Genomic DNA, 19,435 nt, shown 5'->3' with positions numbered 1-19,435 from the left:
CCCACCCCGAAGCTACCCCGCCTGGCCGCCGGTCAATCGGCGCGCCCCCAGGCTCAGAACCACCAGCGCGGCCACCGCGACCAGCAGCAGTGACAATGCGATCGCCGCGTCGGGATCATTCACCCGCTGCAGGTAGATCTCGAGCGGCAGCGTGCGGGTGACACCTTGGCGGGATCCGGCGAAAGTCAAGGTTGCGCCGAACTCCCCCAGCGACCGGGCGAAGGCGAGCACAGCACCGGACACCAGACCCGGCATCAGTAGCGGCAGCGTGACCTTCCACCAGACCGCGCTGGGCCGCGCTCCCAGCGTCGCCGCGACAACTTCATAGTCCGCGCCCGCGGTGCGCGCCGCTCCCTCGAGCGATACCACCAGGAATGGCAGCGAGACGAACGTCTGCGCCAGCACCACGGCCGTCGTGCTGAACGCGATCGTGATACCGCCCGCCTCTAGGTAACGCCCGATCAGGCCAAGTCGGCCGAATGCGTAGAGCAGCGCGATACCCCCCACTACCGGTGGCAGCACCAGCGGCAGCAGGATCAGCGGCCGCATCAGCCGCATGAGCCGCGCCCGGCTACGGGCCAGGACCAGCGCCATCGGCACGCCCAGGAGTACGCATAGCGCGGTGCTCGCCGAGGCGGTCTTCAAGCTCAGCACGAGTGCCGTCCGAGACGACGTGCTGGTGATCAGGGACCAGAAATTCGGCCAATCGACCTTGGCCGCCATCGCGACCAGCGGCAGAATCACCAAACCCATCCCCGCGGTAGCGGGCAGGTAAACCCAGCGGGGCAGCTCCGTTGGTCCGTGCATGTCGGCTCGTCAGGGCTTGGCGAAACCAGACCGATCCAGGATGCGGCGTCCTGTCTCGGCCGTGACCATGTCGACGAATTTACGTGCCAGCCCCGGTTGGGGGGCGTTGCTGAGCACCGCGATGGGATAGACGTTCACCGCGGGTGCGGCCTGGGGAAACTTGATAGTGCTCACCGTGCTTCCCGCGCTCATCGCATCGGTGAGGTAGACCAGCGCGGCGTCGGACTGTCCGGTCGTGACCTTGTTGAGGACATCGGTAACGCTGAGTTCTTCACTAACCGGGTTGAGGTGGACCCCGGTGCCGTCTTCGATGCGCTGCGTGGCCGCGCCACAGGGCACCTGCTGCTGGCAGACCACAACGGTTAGATCCGATCGAGAGAGGTCGGCGAACGATCCGACGTGCTTCGGATTGCCCGGCGCGGTGACGATGACCAGTGTGTTGGAGGCGAAGTTCGTCGGATCCGCGGCGAGCAGACCGGCTTTGGCGACCGTGTCCATCTGAGCGGTGTCCGCTGAGGCGAAGACGTCCGCGGTGGCGCCCTGGGTGAGTTGGGTGGCCAACTCGGAGGAACCGGCGAAATCGAGCTCGACACCGACGCCCGGGTTGGCGGTCTTGAACCGTTCACCTATCTGGGTGAAGGCGGTCTTCAGCGATGCCGCGGCAAAAATCGTGATTGAGCGAGCACCTTCGGCCGGCCGTGACGGCGAACCGCAGCCCACCACCCAGACCAGCAGCGCCGACACCATGCCGGCCAGCATCCCGACCCGAGTCACCGGTCAAACCTAGCAGCGACCTCGGAGGTTTCTGCCAGCGAGAACGGGCGGGTCCGTTGCTGACGAATCGTTACCCAAATCATCTGCTCGGCGCGACCGCGCGGAGTTTCGTCAAATTGCTACTGTCCAGTAACATGGGTGCGGATTGATGCCATAACATGCTGAGATCCCAGGCAACAATCCTGTGGTGTGTGACCATCGGGACGATGTTTTCAACGCGCCGAGTGGAAACATAAACGCTGGTGAAGTGCCAGGGTCTGGGTTCAACGGTGAACACGAGGAGGTCATGGCAGTGGAGGTGCTGGTCACCGGCGGCGACACCGATCTGGGACGCACAGTAGCCGAGGGCTTTCGCGACGACGGTCACAAAGTGACTCTTGTCGGCGCCCGGCGCGACGATCTCGAGGTGGTCGCCAAGGAACTCGACGCAGATGCGATCGCCTGCGACATCACCAATCCGGCCAGCCTGGCAGAGGTGCGCGGGTTGTTCCCCCACCATCTGGACACCATCGTCAACGTGCCGGCGCCGACCTGGGATGCCGGCGATCCGCGCACCTACTCGCTGGCGGACACCGCCACGGCGTGGCGCAATGCACTGGACACCACCGTGCTCTCGGCGGTGTTGACCGTGCAGTGTGTCGGCGACCATCTGCGATCTGGCGGTTCGATCATCAGCGTGGTGGCGGAGAACCCACCAGCGGGCAGCGTCGACGCGGCGATCAAGGGTGCCCTGTCGAATTGGGTCGCCGGGCAAGCCGAGATCTACGGCACCCGCGGCATCACGGTCAACGCCGTGGCTTGCGGACGCAGTGTGCAGGCGGGTTATGAAGGGTTGTCGCGCACGCCGGCTCCGGTGGCCGCGGAGATCGCCCGGCTGGCGCTGTTTCTCACCACCCCGGCGGCTCGGCACATCACCGGCCAGACGCTTCATGTGAGCCACGGCGCGCTCGCTCACTTCGCCTGAGGCAATTCGGTTCTCTTGGCTTTTCGGAGCCGGTCGCTACGGTAGAGCCCGTGGCTATCCGGCTTGGTTTCCAGATCCCGAGTTTCTCCTACGGTACCGGCGTCGACAAGCTCTTTCCGTCAGTCATCGCGCAGGCGCGCGAGGCCGAGGCGGCCGGCTTCGACTCGCTTTTCTTGATGGACCATTTCTATCAACTGCCGATGTTGGGGACACCGGACCAGCCCATGCTGGAGGCCTACACCGCCCTGGGCGCGCTGGCCACCGCTACCGAGCGGCTGCAACTGGGCACCCTGGTGACCGGCAATACGTACCGTAACCCCGCGTTGTTGGCAAAGATCATCACGACGCTGGATGTGGTCAGTGCCGGACGTGCGGTCCTCGGCATCGGCGCTGGATGGTTTGAACTCGAACACCGCCAGCTCGGCTACGAGTTCGGCACCTTCACCGACCGATTCAATCGGCTCGAGGAGGCGTTGCAGATTCTTGATCCGATGATCAAGGGTGAGCGTCCGACCTTCTCCGGGAGTTGGTACCAAGCCGAATCGGCGATGGCCGAACCCCGTTACCGTGACCGCATCCCGATCTTGATCGGCGGCGGGGGTGAGAAGAAGACCTTCCGCATCGCCGCCCACTGGGCCGATCATCTCAACATCGTCGCGGCGCTGGATGAATTGCCTCGCAAGATGGATGCCGTCGCCGCCCGATGCGAGGAAGCGGGGCGGGATCCATCAACACTGGAAACCAGTGTGATGCTCACGGTGGTGGTCGACGAGAAGGCCAAGGTGGAGCGCCCTCCCGCGGAGACGAGCAGGCGCATGGTGACCGGCAGCCCGGCACAGATCGCCGATCAGGTGCAAACCAAAGTGCTCGACACCGGCATTGACGGCGTGATCATGAACCTCTCCGCGCACGGCCACTCCCCCGGCCTGATCACCACCGTTGCCGAGGCACTGCGCCCGCTATTGACCGGGTAGGCCGCTCAGGGTTTGTGCGATGAGCCGCCGGTGGGAGGGCGGATCCGGTTGCGCCGGTGTGGCTAATTACACATGCTCACGAGTTGGGCTTGCGGGCCTGGTTTGACTAGCGTGTAGCTAACTGCAGTGCGCCCGTCAGGAGATCCGTCAGGAGCAGCGTCACATGAGCCCCCAGCCAGAAACCACAGCACAAGCACGTCCGCGCCATCGTGTTGTCATCATCGGATCTGGCTTCGGCGGACTCAACGCGGCAAAGAAGCTCAAGCGTGCCGACGTCGATATCAAGCTGATTGCTCGCACCACCCACCACCTGTTCCAGCCGCTGCTCTACCAAGTGGCTACCGGAATCATCTCCGAAGGTGACATCGCGCCGCCGACACGCGTGGTCCTGCGCCGGCAACGCAACGCGCAGGTGCTGCTGGGCAACGTGACCCACATCGACCTGGCCAAGCAATCCGTCGTGTCGGACTTGCTCGGTCACACCTACGAAACCCCATACGACACCCTGATCGTCGCCGCGGGCGCGGGCCAGTCCTACTTCGGCAACGACCACTTCGCCGAGTTCGCACCTGGCATGAAGTCGATCGATGACGCGCTGGAACTACGCGGACGGATCCTGAGCGCCTTCGAACAGGCCGAACGGTCGCGTGATGCGGAACGACGGGCCAAACTGCTGACGTTCACAGTCGTCGGGGCCGGACCCACCGGTGTCGAAATGGCCGGGCAGATAGCCGAATTGGCCGAGCACACGTTGAAGGGCGCGTTCCGCCACATCGACTCCACCCGGGCGCGGGTGATTCTGCTCGATGCCGCTCCGGCGGTGCTGCCGCCGTTTGGCGACAAGTTGGGTGAGCGGGCGGCGGCACGGCTGCAGAAGCTGGGGGTGGAAATCCAGCTCGGCGCGATGGTCACCGACGTCGACCGCAACGGCATTACCGTGAAGGATTCCGACGGCACCATCCGGCGCATCGAATCCGCGTGCAAAGTGTGGTCCGCCGGTGTCCAGGCCAGCCGGTTGGGCCGGGACCTTGCCGAGCAGTCCGAGGTTGAGCTCGATCGAGCCGGCCGGGTCCAGGTGCTGCCCGACTTGTCGGTCCCGGGACACCCCAACGTGTTCGTCATCGGCGACATGGCTGCGGTCGAGGGCGTGCCCGGGGTAGCCCAGGGCGCCATCCAGGGCGCGAAGTACGTCGCCACCACGATCAAGTCCGAGCTGGCCGGTGCCAACGCTGCGGAACGCGAGCCGTTCCAGTACTTCGACAAGGGCTCCATGGCCACGGTGTCGCGTTTTTCCGCGGTGGCCAAGATCGGTCCAGTGGAGATCAGCGGCTTCATCGCTTGGCTGGCCTGGCTGGTCCTGCACCTGGTGTACCTGGTCGGGTTCAAGACCAAGGTCAGCACGCTGTTGTCGTGGACGGTGACCTTCCTGAGCACCCGGCGTGGTCAACTGACCATCACCGAACAGCAGGCTTTCGCCCGGACGCGGCTGGAGCAGCTGGCCGAGTTGGCTTCCGAGGCGCAGAGCACCGAGGCGCGACAAGCCAGCTAGGCCGGTATGGTCGCGGCCGACTCGCAGCGTGACTATCCGACTCCGCGGCGCCCGGTGACCGCAATGACCGCAATGACCGCAATGACCGCTAGCCGATCAACCGTTCCGCTTGCCACGTACTAAGAGTTCCGCCCTCGGCGAGCTGCAGCACTGTCGAACCGGCCTCGATTGCATCAGTGAACTCCCCTGTGGGGTAGCGTAATTCGCTGACCGTCGCACGGGGAGCGCAAATCACGTCATCGGCCAGTGATCCAGCGCCCAGTTCCATCCGGTGTCGCAGCATCGGACGACCGTCCAGGTCCGCATGCAGCGATCCCGACCAGAATCCTTCCCGCTCACCGCATCTGCCGATCTGGATGCGTTCGCGCAGACGGACCCGGCTAGCGCCATCCAACTGCACCGTGACAGACGACAGATGCCGGGCGGCAGCGGCGACGATTGTCGGCTCGAGGTCCACATCCAGCTCCCCGGCGACCTCGATTTTCCAGCGGGCTCGGGAAGTCATGGTCTGTGCGCCGGGCAACACCACGGCCGCGGCCGCACTTCGCAATCGCAGCGACGCCCCCTCCTCAACGATGATCTGGAGGTCGAAGCTGTCGCCCCCTAGCGGCGTTGCCGCAGCCGACACCAGAAACACCGTGTCGGCCGCGGTGCAACGGGCCGCAATGCCGCCCCGGCATCGGATGCGCGGCAGCCGGTTTCGCGATGCAACCAGCAGAACCTCGGAGTGCATCAGCCTGCGGCGGCCAACTGACTACGCACCCAGTCCAGTACCTTCGTCGCGGCGGGGTCCTCGGTCAACGACTGCAACACGGTCGGACGTCCGTCGCGTACCGCTTCGGCGTCGCGAGCCATCACCTTCAGATCGGCGCCCACCAACGGGGCCAGATCGGTCTTGTTGACCACCAACAAGTCTGAAAAGGTCACACCGGGCCCGCCCTTGCGGGGAACCTTGTCGCCGCCGGCTACATCGATGACGAAGATCTGCACATCCACCAGGCCCGACGAGAAGGTGGCGGTGAGGTTGTCACCACCGGATTCGACCAAGATCAAGTCCAGCGCGTCGTGTGCGGCGATCAAGTCGTCGATCGCATCCAGGTTGGCGGTGATGTCGTCGCGGATCGCGGTGTGCGGACAGCCACCGGTTTGCACCGCGGTTATCCGGCTGTCCGCCAATACCGCATGCTTGCGCAGAAAGTCGGCGTCCTCGGTGGTGTAGATGTCATTGGTCAGCACCGCGAGGGACAGCTCGTCTCGCAACTGCCGACATATCGCCGCCACCAGTGCGGTCTTGCCGGATCCAACTGGGCCCCCGACCCCGATCCGCAACGGCTCCCCCGGCTTTCGAACCCGCCGTGGCCGGTCGTGATGGTCGTGGGTGTGATCATGGGAATGCTTGGCCATGCAATACCTTTCATGAGGCGAACAAGGGCCGCTCGCGTTCGGCGTGATGTTGCGCCAGCGTATCGAGCAGTGGGTCGGACAAATCGGCCAGTCCGATTACCGCTTCAGCGGCGGTAGTCGTGCACAGCTCAGAGAGCTGGAACGTGAGCACGGCCACGTCGGTGGGATCCAGCGCGAGCAGCCGCTGGGCGGCGGTAGCCGAGCCGGTCATCGTGGTGTAGACAAGTTGCAGGGCAAGGTGTTCGGGGGTTAGCCCCGCCAGCGCTCCCACTCGGCCTGCAGCCACCGCCAGATGGGGTTTTGCGCCGAGGGCGTCCCAGTCCGCTTCCGGCCAGATCGCCCGAGCCAGACGCACCAGCCCTCGTCCCTGGCTACGTGAGGCATCCCGCGCCGCGGGCGAAGGTGTGCGGGCGTCGGTTTCCCGATCTGCGCCATCGGGGGCCAGATCGCCTCGCTGCACAGCGGCAGCGATGGACGCGGTGACCAGGCCGTGGCTGCGGATGCGTCGCTTGAGAAACGCCTCCAGGCTTGACAGGTTGGTCACCAAGCCGGCGGTGATGGCCTCCTCGACGCCGCCGGAGTGCACGTGGGCACCGGTGGGTAGCCGAGAATCGGCCAGGGTGAGGAGCATCGCGAGCGTGGTCACTAGAACAAGAAATACCGTTGCGCCATGGGGAGTTCGGTGGCCGGCTGCTGCTCCCATACCTCGCCATCGATACGCACGGTGAACGTATCGGGGTCGACCTCGATGCGCGGCTGTGCGTCGTTGAGTGGCATGTCGGCCTTACCGACGGCCCGGACATCGGCCACCGGAACTAGTCGGCGGTCGACGGCGATCTGATCTGCCAGACCGGCCTCGATGGACTGTGCTGCGACGAAATGCACGGAGGTCGCCGCTGCCACGGCCGGCGACGCGCCGAACATCGGGCGCGGAAGCACCGGCTGAGGCGTGGGTATCGAGGCGTTCGCATCGCCCATCGCGGCCCAGGCGATGGCGCCACCCTTGACCACCGCGTGCGGGCGTACCCCGAAAAAGGCTGGCTCCCACAACACCAGATCGGCGAGCTTTCCCACCTCCACCGAGCCGACCTCGTGGTCGAGACCGTGCGCGACGGCCGGGCAGATGGTGTATTTGGCGACATAGCGCCGTGCTCGATTGTTATCGGCCGAATAGCGGCCCGACGGGTCGCCCTCCAAGGCGCCGCGGCGCTGCTTCATGACATGCGCGGTCTGCCAGGTCCGCATCACCACCTCGCCGACCCGGCCCATCGCCTGGGAGTCACTGCCGATCATCGAGATCGCTCCGATGTCGTGCAGCAGGTCTTCGGCGGCGATGGTGGATGGCCGAATCCGACTCTCCGCAAATGCCAGATCTTCAGGAATCCGTGGGTTGAGGTGATGGCACACCATCAACATGTCGAGGTGCTCGTCGAGGGTGTTGACGGTGTGCGGGCGAGTCGGATTGGTGGAGCTGGGCAGCACGTTGGGATGTGCCGCAACGGTGATGATGTCGGGGGCGTGCCCGCCTCCGGCTCCCTCGGTGTGGTAGGTGTGAATGGATCGCCCGGCGATCGCGGCCAGCGTGTCCTCGACGAAGCCCATCTCGTTGAGAGTGTCGGAGTGTAACGCGACTTGAACACCGGCGGCATCGGCGACGGTCAGGCACGCATCGATCGCCGCCGGTGACGAACCCCAGTCTTCGTGAAGCTTGAAACCTGATGCCCCACCACGCAATTGCTCCCACAACGCGTCGGGATTGACGGTGTTGCCCTTGCCCAGCAACGCGATGTTGACCGGCCAGGAATCGAGGGCTTCCAGCATCCTGGCCAGATGCCATGCCCCGGGCGTGACGGTGGTGGACTTGCTGCCTTCCGCTGGGCCGGTGCCGCCGCCGATGATGGTGGTGATACCCGAACCGAGGGCCTCGGCGATGACCTGAGGACAGATCAAGTGCACATGGCAGTCGATCGCACCCGCGGTGACGATGCGCCCGTTTCCGCCAATGATCTCGGTGGACGGTCCGACCACTAAGTCGGGATGAATACCCGACATGATGTTGGGGTTGCCGGCCTTGCCGATTGCGACGATGCGCCCGTCACGAATGCCGATATCCGCCTTGATGATTCCCCAGTAGTCAATGATTACCGCGCCGGTGATCACGGTGTCGGGCGCGCCCTCGGCCCGCGTGACCCGCCCCTGGCCCATGGACTCGCGCAGCACCTTGCCGCCGCCGAACACCGCCTCGTCCCCCGCCAGTCCGGGCCCCCCGCAACGGTCTTCGGTGATTTCGACCAGCAGATCGGTATCTGCGAGCCGGATCCTATCGCCAGTGGTCGGACCGTACAGCTGTGCGTAGCGCTCCCTGGACAGCCGCGCCATCAGTCGTCCAACCTTCCAGGTGGATTCAGCGTCAGCCCGTACACCGCGCGTCTGCCCTCCAGCGGCACCAGGCTGACGGTGTGGGCAACGCCCGGCTCGAAGCGGACCGCGGTGGCGGCCGGAATGTCGAGACGGTAGCCGTGGGCGGCAGCGCGGTCGAACGACAGCGCCGCATTGGCCTGCGGAAAATGGACGTGACTTCCGACCTGTACCGGGCGGTCGCCGGTGTTGACGACATGCATCTCGATGCGCTGAGCGGCCGTGTTAATTTCGATATCGCCTCTGCCGTAGTGGATTTCACCGGGGATCATCGGATCGGATGATGGACGGTGACCAATTTGGTGCCGTCCGGGAAGGTCGCCTCAACCTGTACGTCCGCGATCATCTCGGGCACTCCTTCCATCACATCGTCTCGACCCAGGACCTCACAACCGCTGGCCATCAGCTCGGCCACCGTGCGGCCGTCGCGTGCACCTTCAAGGACGTGGTCGGTGATGAGCGCTACGGCCTCGGGGTGATTGAGACGCAAGCCGCGAGCCTGTCGGCGGCGGGCCACCTCGGCGGCGTAAGACAGCAGCAATCGCTCCTGTTCGTGCGGCGTCAAGCGCATGCTTTGGGATCCTGCCACGCCGTGACGGTTCTGGCCTTTCGAGGCGAGAGTGACCGAGGTCACCCGTCGATGGGCGGCGCCTCGAGATTCTGCAGCCGCACTTGCCCGCGAGCGATCACATGATCGGCGTCGTCGGTGATCACGACCAGCCACAGCTGCTGGCGTCGGCCGCGGTGTAGTGGCTCGGCGGTGCCGTAGACGGTTCCCGAGCTGATCGCACGCAAAAAGTCGGTGTTGTTGTTGACGCCCACCACACCGCCGCCGCCGCGGGTGCTCAGCCAGGTGAACGCGGCCATGCTGGCCATGCTTTCGACCATCGAGCAGTAGACACCCCCGTGGACTAGGCCCATTGGCTGCAGGTGCTTGGGCTTGACCTCGAGCTGCGCACGAGCGCCATCGGCGGTGAGTTCGGTGAACTCCAGGCCCAGTTCAACATCGAAAGGTGCAGAAACTGTGGGCGGGATGGCTACGGCGGGGTCCGCCTCCGGCGACGATGGCACGTTCTTGTGTCTACACCATCGGCGTCTGACCAGCGTTGCGGATCAGCCAGACGCCTGCGGACCGCTCCGGGCGCGGCTATTCCGGCCGCAAAACGGGCGAGCCCCGTGCACTAGGCACGGGGCTCGCCGATCGAGTAGACCGGGGGTCACTGCAGCCCTCAGGACTCCGGCACGGTCATTGTTGCTCGACCAGAACTACAATAGGCAAGGCTGCCCTAATTTTGCAAGCATCGACTGCGTAACATTGTCGACGTGTCGTCCCTACGCATCCCGGGTACCTGTCCTGGGTCGGCTGTCTCCCGATTGCTCGGACCGCGGATGTCTCCGGATTTGCCCGGAACTAATCGCCGTTGGTTACGACAGCCGGTAGTAAGCCGGAGTACTCTGGATTCAAAGCTGATGGAGCCGATGGAGCTAAACGAACTATGGCCAAGCTGACGCGCCTGGGGGATCTGGAACGCGCGGTCATGGATCACCTGTGGTCCACCCCCGAACCCCAGACAGTTCGACAGGTCCACCAAGCGCTCTCGGCGCGGCGAGACCTCGCCTACACAACCGTGATGACGGTGCTGCAGCGGTTGGCCAAAAAGAACCTGGTTTCTCAGATCCGCGACGACCGGGCGCATCGGTATGCACCGGTGCACGGGCGTGACGAGCTGGTCGCCGGGCTGATGGTGGATGCGCTGGCCCAAGCCGAGGACTCGGGTGGCCGGCAGGCCGCGCTGGTGCACTTCGTCGAGCGTGTCGGAGCCGACGAGGCGGACGCGCTTCGCCGAGCGCTCGCCGAATTGGAAGCAAGTCATCGCATTCCGCCATCTGCTGGCGCTCCGGTGGACAGCTGAGGGAGACTAGCAGCGTGTCCGCGCTGGCCTTCACCATCCTCGCGGTGCTGCTGGCCGGCCCGACACCGGCCTTGCTGGCACGCGCCACGTGGCCGTTGCGCGCACCTCGCGCCGCAATGGTGCTCTGGCAAGCGATCTCCCTGGCCGCCGTACTTTCCGCCTTCAGCGCCGGAATCGCGATTGCGACCCGATTGCTCATGCCCGGTCCCGACGGGCGGCCCACGGCCGGCATCATCGACGCCGAAGGCCGGCTCGGTTGGCCGCTGTGGGCGGCCTACGTTTCCGTCTTCGCGCTCACCGTCCTCGTGGGGGTACGGCTGGTGGTCGCGGTGGTGCGTGTTGCCATCGCCACCCGGCGACGGCGGGCCCGTCACCGCATGGTCGTCGACCTGGTCGGAGTGGGGCACGAAGCGACCTTGGCCCAGCCTTGCGCGCGGACTCGCGATCTGCGCGTCTTACACGTCGCGCAACCACTCGCCTACTGCCTGCCCGGGGTACGTAGCCGGGTGGTGGTCAGCGAGGGGGCGCTCACCACGCTCAGCGACAAAGAAGTCGCGGCAATACTTACCCACGAACGGGCTCATCTACGGGCCCGCCATGACCTTGTTCTGGAGGCGTTCACCGCCTTCCACGAGGCCTTTCCGCGGCTGGTTCGCAGCGCCAACGCATTGCGCGCGGCGCAGCTACTGGTTGAACTGTTGGCCGACGACGCGGCAGTGCGCGCCGCGGGACGAACCCCACTGGCTCGGGCCCTGGTCGCCTGCGCGTCCGGGCGGGCACCGTTGGGCGCCCTAGCCGCGGGCGGTCCCAGCACGCTGGTGCGGGTGCAGCGGTTGTCGGGGCGAGGCAACAGCCTGGCGCTGGCCGCGGCCGCCTACGCGGCCGCTGCGGTGGTGCTGGTGGTCCCCACCGTGGCGCTGGCCGTACCGTGGCTCACGGAATTGCAGCGGTTGTTCGACCTCTGACGCGCCGCGACACGCCTCGGAGTTTCTATGCCACAGTGGGTCGGACTAGCGTTCGGAAAAGCTTTGGCATGAGTTCTCTAATCTGAGTGGCCTCACCGAAAGGCAAGATATGAGTTCGTCGGAATCGAGCACCGCTACCGCCCAGATCGGTGTTACCGGCCTGGCCGTGATGGGTTCGAACATCGCCCGCAACTTTGCCCGACATGGCTACACGGTGGCCTTGCACAACCGCTCGATCGCCAAGACCGACGCGTTGCTCAAAGAGCATGGAGCTGAAGGCAAGTTCGTCCGCAGCGAGACGATCAGCGAGTTCCTCGCCGCGCTCGAGACGCCGCGCCGGGTGCTGATCATGGTCAAGGCGGGCGAGCCCACCGATGCCGTGATCAACGAACTCGCAGATGCCATGGAGCCCGGCGACATCATCATCGATGGCGGCAATGCGCTCTACACCGACACCATTCGCCGTGAGAAGGCGGTGCGTGAGCGCGGACTGCATTTCGTCGGCGCGGGGATCTCCGGCGGCGAGGAGGGCGCGCTCAACGGGCCATCGATCATGCCCGGCGGCCCCGCCGAGTCGTACACCTCGCTGGGCCCGCTGCTGGAGGAGATCTCGGCACACGTCGACGGCGTTCCGTGCTGCACTCACATCGGGCCGGACGGGTCGGGGCATTTCGTGAAGATGGTGCACAACGGCATCGAGTACTCCGACATGCAGCTCATCGGCGAGGCTTACCAGCTGCTCCGTGACGGGCTGGGGATGAGCGCCCCGCAGATCGCCGACGTGTTCAGCGAGTGGAACAAGGGCGATCTGGACAGCTATCTGGTGGAAATCACTGCCGAGGTGCTGCGCCAAACGGATGCGAAGACCGGAAAACCCCTCGTCGACGTCATTCTGGACCAGGCCGAGCAGAAGGGCACCGGTCGCTGGACCGTGAAATCCGCCCTCGACCTCGGGGTGCCGGTGACCGGCATCGCCGAAGCCGTCTTCGCGCGAGCGCTGTCGGGGTCGGTGCAGCAGCGCGCGGCCGCGGTTGGGCTGCCTTCGGGGCGGCTGGGCGACAAGCCCGCCGATCCGGACACCTTCACCGAGAACGTCCGGCGGGCCCTGTATGCCTCGAAGATCGTGGCCTACGCGCAGGGGTTCAACCAGATCCAGGCCGGCAGTGCCGAATTTGGCTGGGACATCACTCCGGGCGACTTGGCCACCATTTGGCGTGGCGGCTGCATCATTCGGGCCAAGTTCCTCAACCGGATCAAAGAGGCGTTCGACGCGGAGCCGGCCCTAGCCAGCTTGCTGGTCGCGCCCTATTTCCGCAGCGCCATCGAATCGGCCGTCGACAGCTGGCGCCGCGTGGTGTCCACGGCGGCTCAATTGGGTATACCGACCCCCGGGTTCTCGTCGGCCCTCGCCTACTATGACGCGCTGCGCACCGAACGGTTACCCGCCGCACTCACCCAGGCCCAGCGCGACTTCTTCGGCGCGCACACCTACGGCCGGATCGACGCGGCGGGCAAGTTTCACACGCTGTGGAGCGCAGATCGCAGCGAGGTGCCGGCCTAGCCCGGCGAGAACGGCTCAGCGAAGGGCAACCATGAGGTTCTTGGACGGGCATCGGCCCGGGTACGACCTGACGTACAACGACGTATTCATCATGCCGAATCGCTCCCTGGTGGCGTCCCGGTTCGACGTGGATCTGTCGACCGCCGACGGTTCGGGTACCACCATTCCCGTGGTGGTGGCCAACATGACCGCGGTGGCCGGGCGGCGGATGGCCGAGACCGTGGCCCGCCGCGGTGGGATCGTGGTTCTGCCGCAGGATCTGCCCATCCCGGCGGTGCACCAAACCGTGGAGTTCATCAAGAGCCGCGACCTGGTGCTAGACACACCGGTGACGCTGGCGCCCGAGGATTCGGTATCCGATGCGATCGCGTTGATCCACAAACGTGCCCATGGGGTCGCCGTTGTGGTCTCCGAGGGCCGCCCAATCGGCTTGGTGACCGAAGCGTCCTGCGTGGGCGTGGACCGCTTCTCCAGGGTGCGCGATATCGCGGCCCTGGACTTTGTCAGCGCTCCGGTGGGCACCGAGCCGCGAAAGGTCTTCGACCTGCTAGAGCACTCGCCCATCGAGGTCGCGGTGCTGACCCGGCCCGATGGCACGCTAGCCGGCGTGCTGAGCCGGACCGGGGCGATCCGCGCCGGGATCTACACGCCGGCCACCGACGCGGCCGGCCGGCTGCGCATCGCGGCGGCCGTCGGTATCAATGGCGACGTGGCCGCCAAAGCGGGCGCCCTGGCCGAGTCAGGGGTGGACCTGCTGGTCATCGACACCGCCCACGGGCACCAGGTCAAGACACTGGACGCGATCAGTGCGGTCGCATCGCTGGATCTGGGCCTTCCGTTGGCGGCGGGCAACGTGGTGTCGGCCGAGGGCACGCGGGACCTTCTGGGCGCCGGTGCCGACATCGTCAAGGTGGGCGTTGGTCCCGGCGCCATGTGCACGACCCGGATGATGACCGGTGTCGGGCGGCCGCAGTTTTCCGCCGTGCTCGAATGCTCCGCTGCGGCAAGGGAGCTTGGCGGGCACGTATGGGCCGACGGCGGGATCCGTCATCCTCGCGATGTCGCACTGGCGCTGGCAGCAGGCGCGTCCAACGTGATGATCGGATCCTGGTTCGCGGGCACCTATGAGTCCCCCGGCGACCTGATGCGCGACCGCGAAGACCAGCCCTACAAGGAGAGCTACGGCATGGCTTCCAAGCGTGCGGTAGTCGCTCGGACCACCACCGACAGCGCGTTCGATCGGGCCCGAAAGTCGCTGTTCGAGGAAGGCATTTCGACGTCGCGGATGGGGCTCGACCCCGATCGCGGCGGAGTGGAGGACTTGATCGACCACATCACATCCGGCGTGCGCAGCACTTGCACCTACGTCGGCGCGTCGAATCTGGCCGAACTTCATGAACAGGTGGTCATCGGCGTGCAGTCAGCGGCCGGCTTTGCCGAGGGGCATCCCCTACCCGCCGGCTGGTGAGCAGCGCCACACGGCGAGGGCTGATCTGTGCGGGATGGTTTCGTTACCATATGGACTTCAATCCTGCGATGCCCTACCGCGGGATCTAGCGAAAGGGATGACGTGCCGCAGGCACCCGCCGAGGCCGCTGGCTTCCAGGGCGGGCGGTCCCCCGCATCCGCGCCGGGCGCTGCGGCCGCGCCACTGAGCCGCACATGATGTTCACCGCCACCACCGTGAGCATCGTGGCCATCCTGGTGCTCACCCTAGGTACCGCGGTTTTCGTCGGCGCCGAATTCTCGCTGACCGCGCTGGACCGCAGCACCGTCGAAGCCAACGCCCGCGGCGGAGACAGCCGTGACCGCTTCATCCGGCGCGCCCAGCACCGGCTGTCGTTCCACCTCTCGGGTGCGCAACTGGGCATCTCCATCACCACCCTGGCCACTGGCTATCTGACCGAACCCCTGGTCGACGCGTTGCCGCATCCGGCGCTGACCGCAATCGGAATATCCGACCAAATGTCGGACGCCATCACGGTGTTCTTGGCGCTGGTGGTCGTGACGTCGGTATCGATGGTGTTTGGCGAGCTGGTCCCCAAATATCTTGCGGTGGCCCGTCCCCTGCCGACCGCTCGAGCGGTGGTCCTTCCCCAGTGGCTGTTTTCGGTGCTCCTCACCCCGGCGATCCGACTGACCAACGGCGCCGCGAACTGGATCGTGCGCCAGCTCGGCATCGAGCCGGCCGAGGAGCTGCGCTCCGCCCGTACCCCGCAGGAGCTGGTGTCGTTGGTGCGCAGCTCCGCCCGAAGCGGCTCACTCGATGATGTCACCGCGTCGCTGATGCGCAGGTCGCTGCAGTTCGGGACCCTGACCGCCGAGGAGCTGATGACGCCGCGCTCAAAAGTCGTGGCGTTGCAGACCGATGACACCATCGCCGACCTGGTCGCCGCGGTGGCTGCGTCGGGATACTCGCGATTCCCGGTTGTCCAGGGAGATCTGGACGAGACCTTCGGCATCGTCCACGTCAAACAGGTGTTCCAGGTTCCGGCCGCCAACCGCGCGCACACGTTGCTGAGCAGCATCGCCAAGCCGGTTCCGGTGGTGCCCTCGACGTTGGACGGCGATGCGCTGATGGCCCAGATCAGGGCCAATTCGCTGCAGACCGCCATGGTGGTGGATGAATACGGTGGCACCGCGGGCATGGTCACCGTCGAGGACCTGGTCGAAGAGATCGTGGGCGATGTCCGAGATGAACACGATGACGCGACGCCGGACGTGGTGGCGGCCGGCAACGGATGGCGGGTATCGGGGCTGCTTCGCATCGACGAGGTGGCCATCGCCATCGGCTATCAGGCCCCGGAGGGACCCTACGAAACGATCGGCGGCCTGGTGCTGCGCCAGCTCGGACATATTCCGGTGGCCGGCGAAACGGTCGAACTTCCGGCGCTGGACGAAGACCGGGTGCCCGATCAATCGGTACGCTGGCGCGCCACCGTCGTACAGATGGATGGTCGCCGGATCGACCTGCTGGAGCTCACCGAGCTGGCCGCTGCCGAGGACGGTCAGGATGATTCCGACCCGGAGCGGGGCGGCCGATGAACCCGGTGCTGGCTGTGGCCCTTGCGGTGTTGCTGATTGCCGCCAACGCGTTCTTCGTCGGCGCGGAGTTCGCCCTGATCTCGGCCCGGCGCGATCGCCTCGAAGCGCTGGCCGAACAGGGCAGGACCAGTGCGGTCACCGTGATCCGGGCGGCCGAGCAACTTCCGTCGATGTTGGCGGGGGCGCAGTTTGGGGTCACGGTGTCTTCGATCCTTCTCGGACGGATCGCGGAGCCGGCAGCGGCCCAGACCCTGCAGAGATGGTTCGGCTTGGCCGGTTTGGATCCGAGGTTGCTGCACACCTTGTCGTTCGTGGTCGCGCTGGCCATCGTGGTGACGCTGCACGTGCTGCTCGGCGAGATGGTGCCGAAGAACATCGCACTTGCTGGTCCGGAACGCACCGCGATGCTGCTGGTCCCGGCATACCTGCCGTATGTGCGCGCCGCCCGCCCAATCATCTTCTTGTACAACAAGTGCGCCAACGCGATCCTGCGCATCTTTGGGGTGCAGCCCAAAGACGAACTCGACATCACCGTCTCCACGGTGGAGCTCTCCGAGATGATCGCCGAATCGGTATCGGAGGGTCTGCTCGATCCTGAGGAACACACCCGATTGACGCGGGCACTACGGATTCGTACCCGGGTGGTGGACGATGTCGCGGTCCCCTTGCCCAATATTCGAGCGGTGCCCGTTGCTGCCGCGGGGTCCGGACCCACGATCGGTGCGGTGGAGCAAGCCTTGGCCGAGACCGGGTATTCGCGCTTCCCGGTGCTCGGTCTCGACCACCATTTCATCGGGTACCTGCACATCAAGGACGTGTTGGCACTTGGTGACGACCCAGCAACGGTTATCGACCTGGCCTTGGTCCGCCCGCTGCCCCAGCTGGCGAAGTCACTGCCGCTACCCGATGCGCTATCCCGGATGCGTCGCAGCAACAGCCATCTGGCACTGGTCACCTCCGACGACGGCGCTGTGGCCGGCATGGTCGCGCTAGAGGACCTGGTGGAAGACCTGGTCGGCACCCTCAGCGATGCGAAACACCGGAACTGACGGGCGGGACGCCCTATGGCTGCGGCCGCCCCTGATCACCATTTCTGAACCAGTTGGCCAAACGGCGCAAGCCGCAGTCGGATGACGATACGTTGTGGCTGCGAGGACATTGTCGCTTTTCGCGATGGTGTGGCGCGCACATCGGGTCGTGCGGGAGAAGTGGGTCGTTAGCGGTGGTGTGAGGAGCACGTGATGTCGTTTGTGGTGGCGGCCCCGGACGCGGTGACCGTGGCGGTGCAGGACTTGGCCAGCATCGGCTCGGCGATCAACGTGATCAACGCGGCGGCCGCGACGCCCACGACGGGGGCGCTGGCCGCGGCCGCTGATGAGGTGTCGGCGGCGGTTGCGGCATTGTTCGACGGACACGCCCAGGCCTATCAGCTGCTCGGTGCGCAGGCGGCGGAATTTCATGAGCGGTTTGTGCGGGCCATGGCTGCGAGTGCGGCGTCCTACGCCACCGCGGAGGCCGCGAATGCTTCGCCGCTACAGGCCGCGCTCGACGCGGTGAATGCGCCCGCCCAGGCGCTATTGGGACGCCCCCTGATCGGCGACGGTGCCGACGGAGCCCCGGGGCAGCCCGGCGGCGCCGGCGGATTGCTCTACGGCAACGGTGGTAGCGGCGGCAACGGTGGGATCGGCCAGGCCGGCGGGGCCGGCGGGGACGCGGGTTTGATCGGTAACGGCGGTAGCGGCGGCATCGGCGGGCCCGATTCCACCGGTCTGCCCGGTGGCGCCGGTGGGGCCGGCGGATGGCTGTTGGGTGACGGTGGCAACGGCGGCATCGGCGGGGCTGGGACTGGCGTCGGCGGCGCGGGTGGCTCCGGCGGTCAGGGCGGCGCCGCCGGGCTGTTCGGCAGCGGTGGCACCGGTGGGGCAGGTGGGTTCGGCAATTCCGGGACCGGCGGGCCTGGCGGCGCCGGCGGCACCGGTGGGCTGCTGATCGGCAACGGCGGAAACGGCGGCTACGACATCCAGGGCGGTGCTTTCGGCGGAGACGGGGGCAACGCTCGGCTGATCGGCAACGGCGGGGACGGCGGCGTGGAAGCCGGTGGCCCCGGAACTACCGGCGGCGATGGCGGCAATGGCGGGTGGTTGCTGGGCAATGGCGGCAACGGTGCCGCTGACGGTGGCGGCGCCGGAAGCGCTGCCGGGGCCGGAGGCAACGCCGGGCTGATTGGCAACGGCGGTCACGGCGGCCTGGAACACATTGACGGCAACGGCGGCGCCGGCGGCAATGGTGGGCTGCTGTTCGGCAACGGCGGACACGGCGGCGCCGTCGCATTCGGCGGCGCCGGCAGTATCGCCGGGGCCGGTGGTGATGCCGGACTGTTCGGCAGCGGCGGCAACGGCGGCTTCAACGGGTACCAGGGCGTCGGCGGCGCCGGCGGCGCAGGCGGGAAGCTGTTCGGCGACGGCGGCGACGGTGGCGGCTGCGCCGAGAGCAACGGCGGCATCGGCAGTGGCGGTCGCGGCGGCAGCGCCGTCGGGCTGATCGGCAACGGTGGCGCCGGCGGCGTCGGCGGGGTGGGCCGCAATGCCAATGCCGGGGGCAGCGGCGGGAGCGGCGGCAACGCCGCCTCGCTGTTCGGTGATGGTGGGGCGGGCGGTTCGGGTGGATCCAGCGACACCGCTGCCAGCGGCGCCGGCGGCAACGGCGGCACGGCCGCTCTGATCGGCAACGGCGGTGACGGCGGGGACGCCGGCGTCAGCTTTGCCGGTATGGCGGGACCAGGTGGAAACGGCGGTGACGCCAGGTTGATCGGCGACGGCGGCGACGGCGGGCGCGGCGCCCCGGGCGGCGCCGGCGGTATGAGTGGGTCGCTATTCGGGCAGGACGGATCCAACGGGGCTTAGTCGGAAGCGCGGCCCGGCCCGTATGATCTCAGCGGCTACGGCAACACACAAGGATCGCCAATTGAGCTCAACGAGTTGCCAGAGCGCGATCGTGCAGCGCCATGCGCCGCGGTGGGCAACTTGGCTAGGCCATTGTGACCTGGTGCTGCGCGCCGCCG

Annotated in this window: 19 protein-coding genes; 10 read left to right on the top strand and 9 right to left on the bottom strand. The window is 66.5% G+C overall.

The features are described from left to right. Positions 1-12: 12 nt before the first annotated feature. Both CCUG20998_RS13205 and modA read right to left on the bottom strand, forming a co-directional pair. Positions 13-807, bottom strand: coding sequence for an ABC transporter permease (locus CCUG20998_RS13205; RefSeq protein WP_036455663.1), 795 nt, complete (start codon positions 805-807; stop codon positions 13-15). A 9-nt stretch (positions 808-816) separates the two neighbouring features. Then, positions 817-1,581: a molybdate ABC transporter substrate-binding protein gene (modA, locus tag CCUG20998_RS13200; protein WP_036455662.1), complete on the bottom strand. Its 765-nt coding sequence runs from the start codon at positions 1,579-1,581 to the stop codon at positions 817-819. A 286-nt stretch (positions 1,582-1,867) separates the two neighbouring features. On the opposite strand from modA, the gene CCUG20998_RS13195 reads away from it, so the two are divergent. The 3 genes from CCUG20998_RS13195 to CCUG20998_RS13185 all read left to right on the top strand — a co-directional run bounded on the left by CCUG20998_RS13195 (position 1,868) and on the right by CCUG20998_RS13185 (position 5,068). Next, the gene (locus CCUG20998_RS13195) at positions 1,868-2,545 is read left to right on the top strand and encodes an SDR family oxidoreductase (RefSeq protein ID WP_012394441.1); all 678 of its coding nucleotides are present in this window, start codon (positions 1,868-1,870) and stop codon (positions 2,543-2,545) included. Between the two features lie 50 nt (positions 2,546-2,595). Continuing rightward, a complete protein-coding gene (locus CCUG20998_RS13190; RefSeq protein WP_020728978.1) occupies positions 2,596-3,519 on the top strand; it encodes an LLM class F420-dependent oxidoreductase in 924 nt (307 codons plus the stop codon). A gap of 163 nt (positions 3,520-3,682) precedes the next feature. After that, positions 3,683-5,068, top strand: coding sequence for an NAD(P)/FAD-dependent oxidoreductase (locus CCUG20998_RS13185; RefSeq protein ID WP_011740889.1), 1,386 nt, complete (start codon positions 3,683-3,685; stop codon positions 5,066-5,068). Between the two features lie 88 nt (positions 5,069-5,156). Here the strand turns inward: CCUG20998_RS13185 and CCUG20998_RS13180 are convergent, their stop codons facing one another. The 7 genes from CCUG20998_RS13180 to CCUG20998_RS13150 are packed head-to-tail and all read right to left on the bottom strand — an operon-like array spanning position 5,157 to position 9,925. Further along, positions 5,157-5,801, bottom strand: a complete 645-nt coding sequence (locus tag CCUG20998_RS13180) for an urease accessory protein UreD (RefSeq protein ID WP_012394439.1) — start codon at positions 5,799-5,801, stop codon at positions 5,157-5,159. After that, positions 5,801-6,472 (bottom strand): urease accessory protein UreG, encoded by a 672-nt coding sequence (gene ureG, locus CCUG20998_RS13175; RefSeq protein ID WP_020728976.1) that lies wholly within the window; start codon positions 6,470-6,472, stop codon positions 5,801-5,803. Before ureG ends, CCUG20998_RS13180 begins: the two co-directional genes overlap by 1 nt. 10 nt (positions 6,473-6,482) lie before the next feature. Next, complete coding sequence (locus CCUG20998_RS13170; protein WP_020728975.1) at positions 6,483-7,118, bottom strand: urease accessory protein UreF; 636 nt, start codon at positions 7,116-7,118, stop codon at positions 6,483-6,485. Then, positions 7,118-8,851 (bottom strand): urease subunit alpha, encoded by a 1,734-nt coding sequence (locus tag CCUG20998_RS13165; protein ID WP_020728974.1) that lies wholly within the window; start codon positions 8,849-8,851, stop codon positions 7,118-7,120. Before CCUG20998_RS13165 ends, CCUG20998_RS13170 begins: the two co-directional genes overlap by 1 nt. Further along, complete coding sequence (locus tag CCUG20998_RS13160; protein ID WP_020728973.1) at positions 8,851-9,162, bottom strand: urease subunit beta; 312 nt, start codon at positions 9,160-9,162, stop codon at positions 8,851-8,853. The genes CCUG20998_RS13165 and CCUG20998_RS13160 overlap by 1 nt, the downstream gene beginning before the upstream one ends. Beyond that, complete coding sequence (locus CCUG20998_RS13155; protein ID WP_011740895.1) at positions 9,159-9,461, bottom strand: urease subunit gamma; 303 nt, start codon at positions 9,459-9,461, stop codon at positions 9,159-9,161. Before CCUG20998_RS13155 ends, CCUG20998_RS13160 begins: the two co-directional genes overlap by 4 nt. Positions 9,462-9,520: 59 nt before the next feature. Further along, positions 9,521-9,925 (bottom strand): PaaI family thioesterase, encoded by a 405-nt coding sequence (locus CCUG20998_RS13150; RefSeq protein ID WP_373138499.1) that lies wholly within the window; start codon positions 9,923-9,925, stop codon positions 9,521-9,523. A gap of 461 nt (positions 9,926-10,386) precedes the next feature. Here CCUG20998_RS13150 and CCUG20998_RS13145 point away from each other — a divergent pair, with 461 nt between their 5' ends. From CCUG20998_RS13145 to CCUG20998_RS13115, 7 genes are all read left to right on the top strand, one after another. Further along, positions 10,387-10,803, top strand: a complete 417-nt coding sequence (locus CCUG20998_RS13145; RefSeq protein ID WP_012394433.1) for a BlaI/MecI/CopY family transcriptional regulator — start codon at positions 10,387-10,389, stop codon at positions 10,801-10,803. 14 nt (positions 10,804-10,817) lie between these two features. Next, positions 10,818-11,768, top strand: coding sequence for a M56 family metallopeptidase (locus tag CCUG20998_RS13140; protein WP_020728971.1), 951 nt, complete (start codon positions 10,818-10,820; stop codon positions 11,766-11,768). 109 nt (positions 11,769-11,877) lie between these two features. After that, complete coding sequence (gene gndA, locus CCUG20998_RS13135; protein ID WP_012394431.1) at positions 11,878-13,329, top strand: NADP-dependent phosphogluconate dehydrogenase; 1,452 nt, start codon at positions 11,878-11,880, stop codon at positions 13,327-13,329. A 31-nt stretch (positions 13,330-13,360) separates the two neighbouring features. Beyond that, complete coding sequence (locus tag CCUG20998_RS13130; protein ID WP_036455661.1) at positions 13,361-14,797, top strand: GuaB1 family IMP dehydrogenase-related protein; 1,437 nt, start codon at positions 13,361-13,363, stop codon at positions 14,795-14,797. A 194-nt stretch (positions 14,798-14,991) separates the two neighbouring features. Next, a complete protein-coding gene (locus CCUG20998_RS13125; RefSeq protein ID WP_020728969.1) occupies positions 14,992-16,374 on the top strand; it encodes a hemolysin family protein in 1,383 nt (460 codons plus the stop codon). After that, a complete protein-coding gene (locus CCUG20998_RS13120; protein WP_036455660.1) occupies positions 16,371-17,423 on the top strand; it encodes a hemolysin family protein in 1,053 nt (350 codons plus the stop codon). Before CCUG20998_RS13125 ends, CCUG20998_RS13120 begins: the two co-directional genes overlap by 4 nt. Before the next feature lie 192 nt (positions 17,424-17,615). Beyond that, positions 17,616-19,277, top strand: a complete 1,662-nt coding sequence (locus CCUG20998_RS13115; RefSeq protein ID WP_020728967.1) for a PE family protein — start codon at positions 17,616-17,618, stop codon at positions 19,275-19,277. Positions 19,278-19,435: the final 158 nt, after the last annotated feature.

It is taken from the genome of Mycobacterium marinum, assembly GCF_003391395.1.
Taxonomy (GTDB): Bacteria; Actinomycetota; Actinomycetes; order Mycobacteriales; family Mycobacteriaceae; genus Mycobacterium; species Mycobacterium marinum.
This window is presented reverse-complemented; position numbering and strand designations above follow the sequence as displayed.

Bases quoted from the DNA above. Each gene is read 5' to 3' on its own strand.
- CCUG20998_RS13205 (WP_036455663.1), bottom strand. From the start codon at position 807: ATGCACGGACCAACGGAGCTGCCCCGCTGGGTTTACCTGCCCGCTACC.
- CCUG20998_RS13195 (WP_012394441.1), top strand. From the start codon at position 1,868: ATGGCAGTGGAGGTGCTGGTCACCGGCGGCGACACCGATCTGGGACGC.
- CCUG20998_RS13185 (WP_011740889.1), top strand. From the start codon at position 3,683: ATGAGCCCCCAGCCAGAAACCACAGCACAAGCACGTCCGCGCCATCGT.
- CCUG20998_RS13180 (WP_012394439.1), bottom strand. From the start codon at position 5,801: ATGCACTCCGAGGTTCTGCTGGTTGCATCGCGAAACCGGCTGCCGCGC.
- ureG (WP_020728976.1), bottom strand. From the start codon at position 6,472: ATGGCCAAGCATTCCCATGATCACACCCACGACCATCACGACCGGCCA.
- CCUG20998_RS13165 (WP_020728974.1), bottom strand. From the start codon at position 8,851: ATGGCGCGGCTGTCCAGGGAGCGCTACGCACAGCTGTACGGTCCGACC.
- CCUG20998_RS13160 (WP_020728973.1), bottom strand. From the start codon at position 9,162: ATGATCCCCGGTGAAATCCACTACGGCAGAGGCGATATCGAAATTAAC.
- CCUG20998_RS13155 (WP_011740895.1), bottom strand. From the start codon at position 9,461: ATGCGCTTGACGCCGCACGAACAGGAGCGATTGCTGCTGTCTTACGCC.
- CCUG20998_RS13145 (WP_012394433.1), top strand. From the start codon at position 10,387: ATGGCCAAGCTGACGCGCCTGGGGGATCTGGAACGCGCGGTCATGGAT.
- gndA (WP_012394431.1), top strand. From the start codon at position 11,878: ATGAGTTCGTCGGAATCGAGCACCGCTACCGCCCAGATCGGTGTTACC.
- CCUG20998_RS13130 (WP_036455661.1), top strand. From the start codon at position 13,361: ATGAGGTTCTTGGACGGGCATCGGCCCGGGTACGACCTGACGTACAAC.
- CCUG20998_RS13125 (WP_020728969.1), top strand. From the start codon at position 14,992: ATGATGTTCACCGCCACCACCGTGAGCATCGTGGCCATCCTGGTGCTC.
- CCUG20998_RS13120 (WP_036455660.1), top strand. From the start codon at position 16,371: ATGAACCCGGTGCTGGCTGTGGCCCTTGCGGTGTTGCTGATTGCCGCC.
- CCUG20998_RS13115 (WP_020728967.1), top strand. From the start codon at position 17,616: ATGTCGTTTGTGGTGGCGGCCCCGGACGCGGTGACCGTGGCGGTGCAG.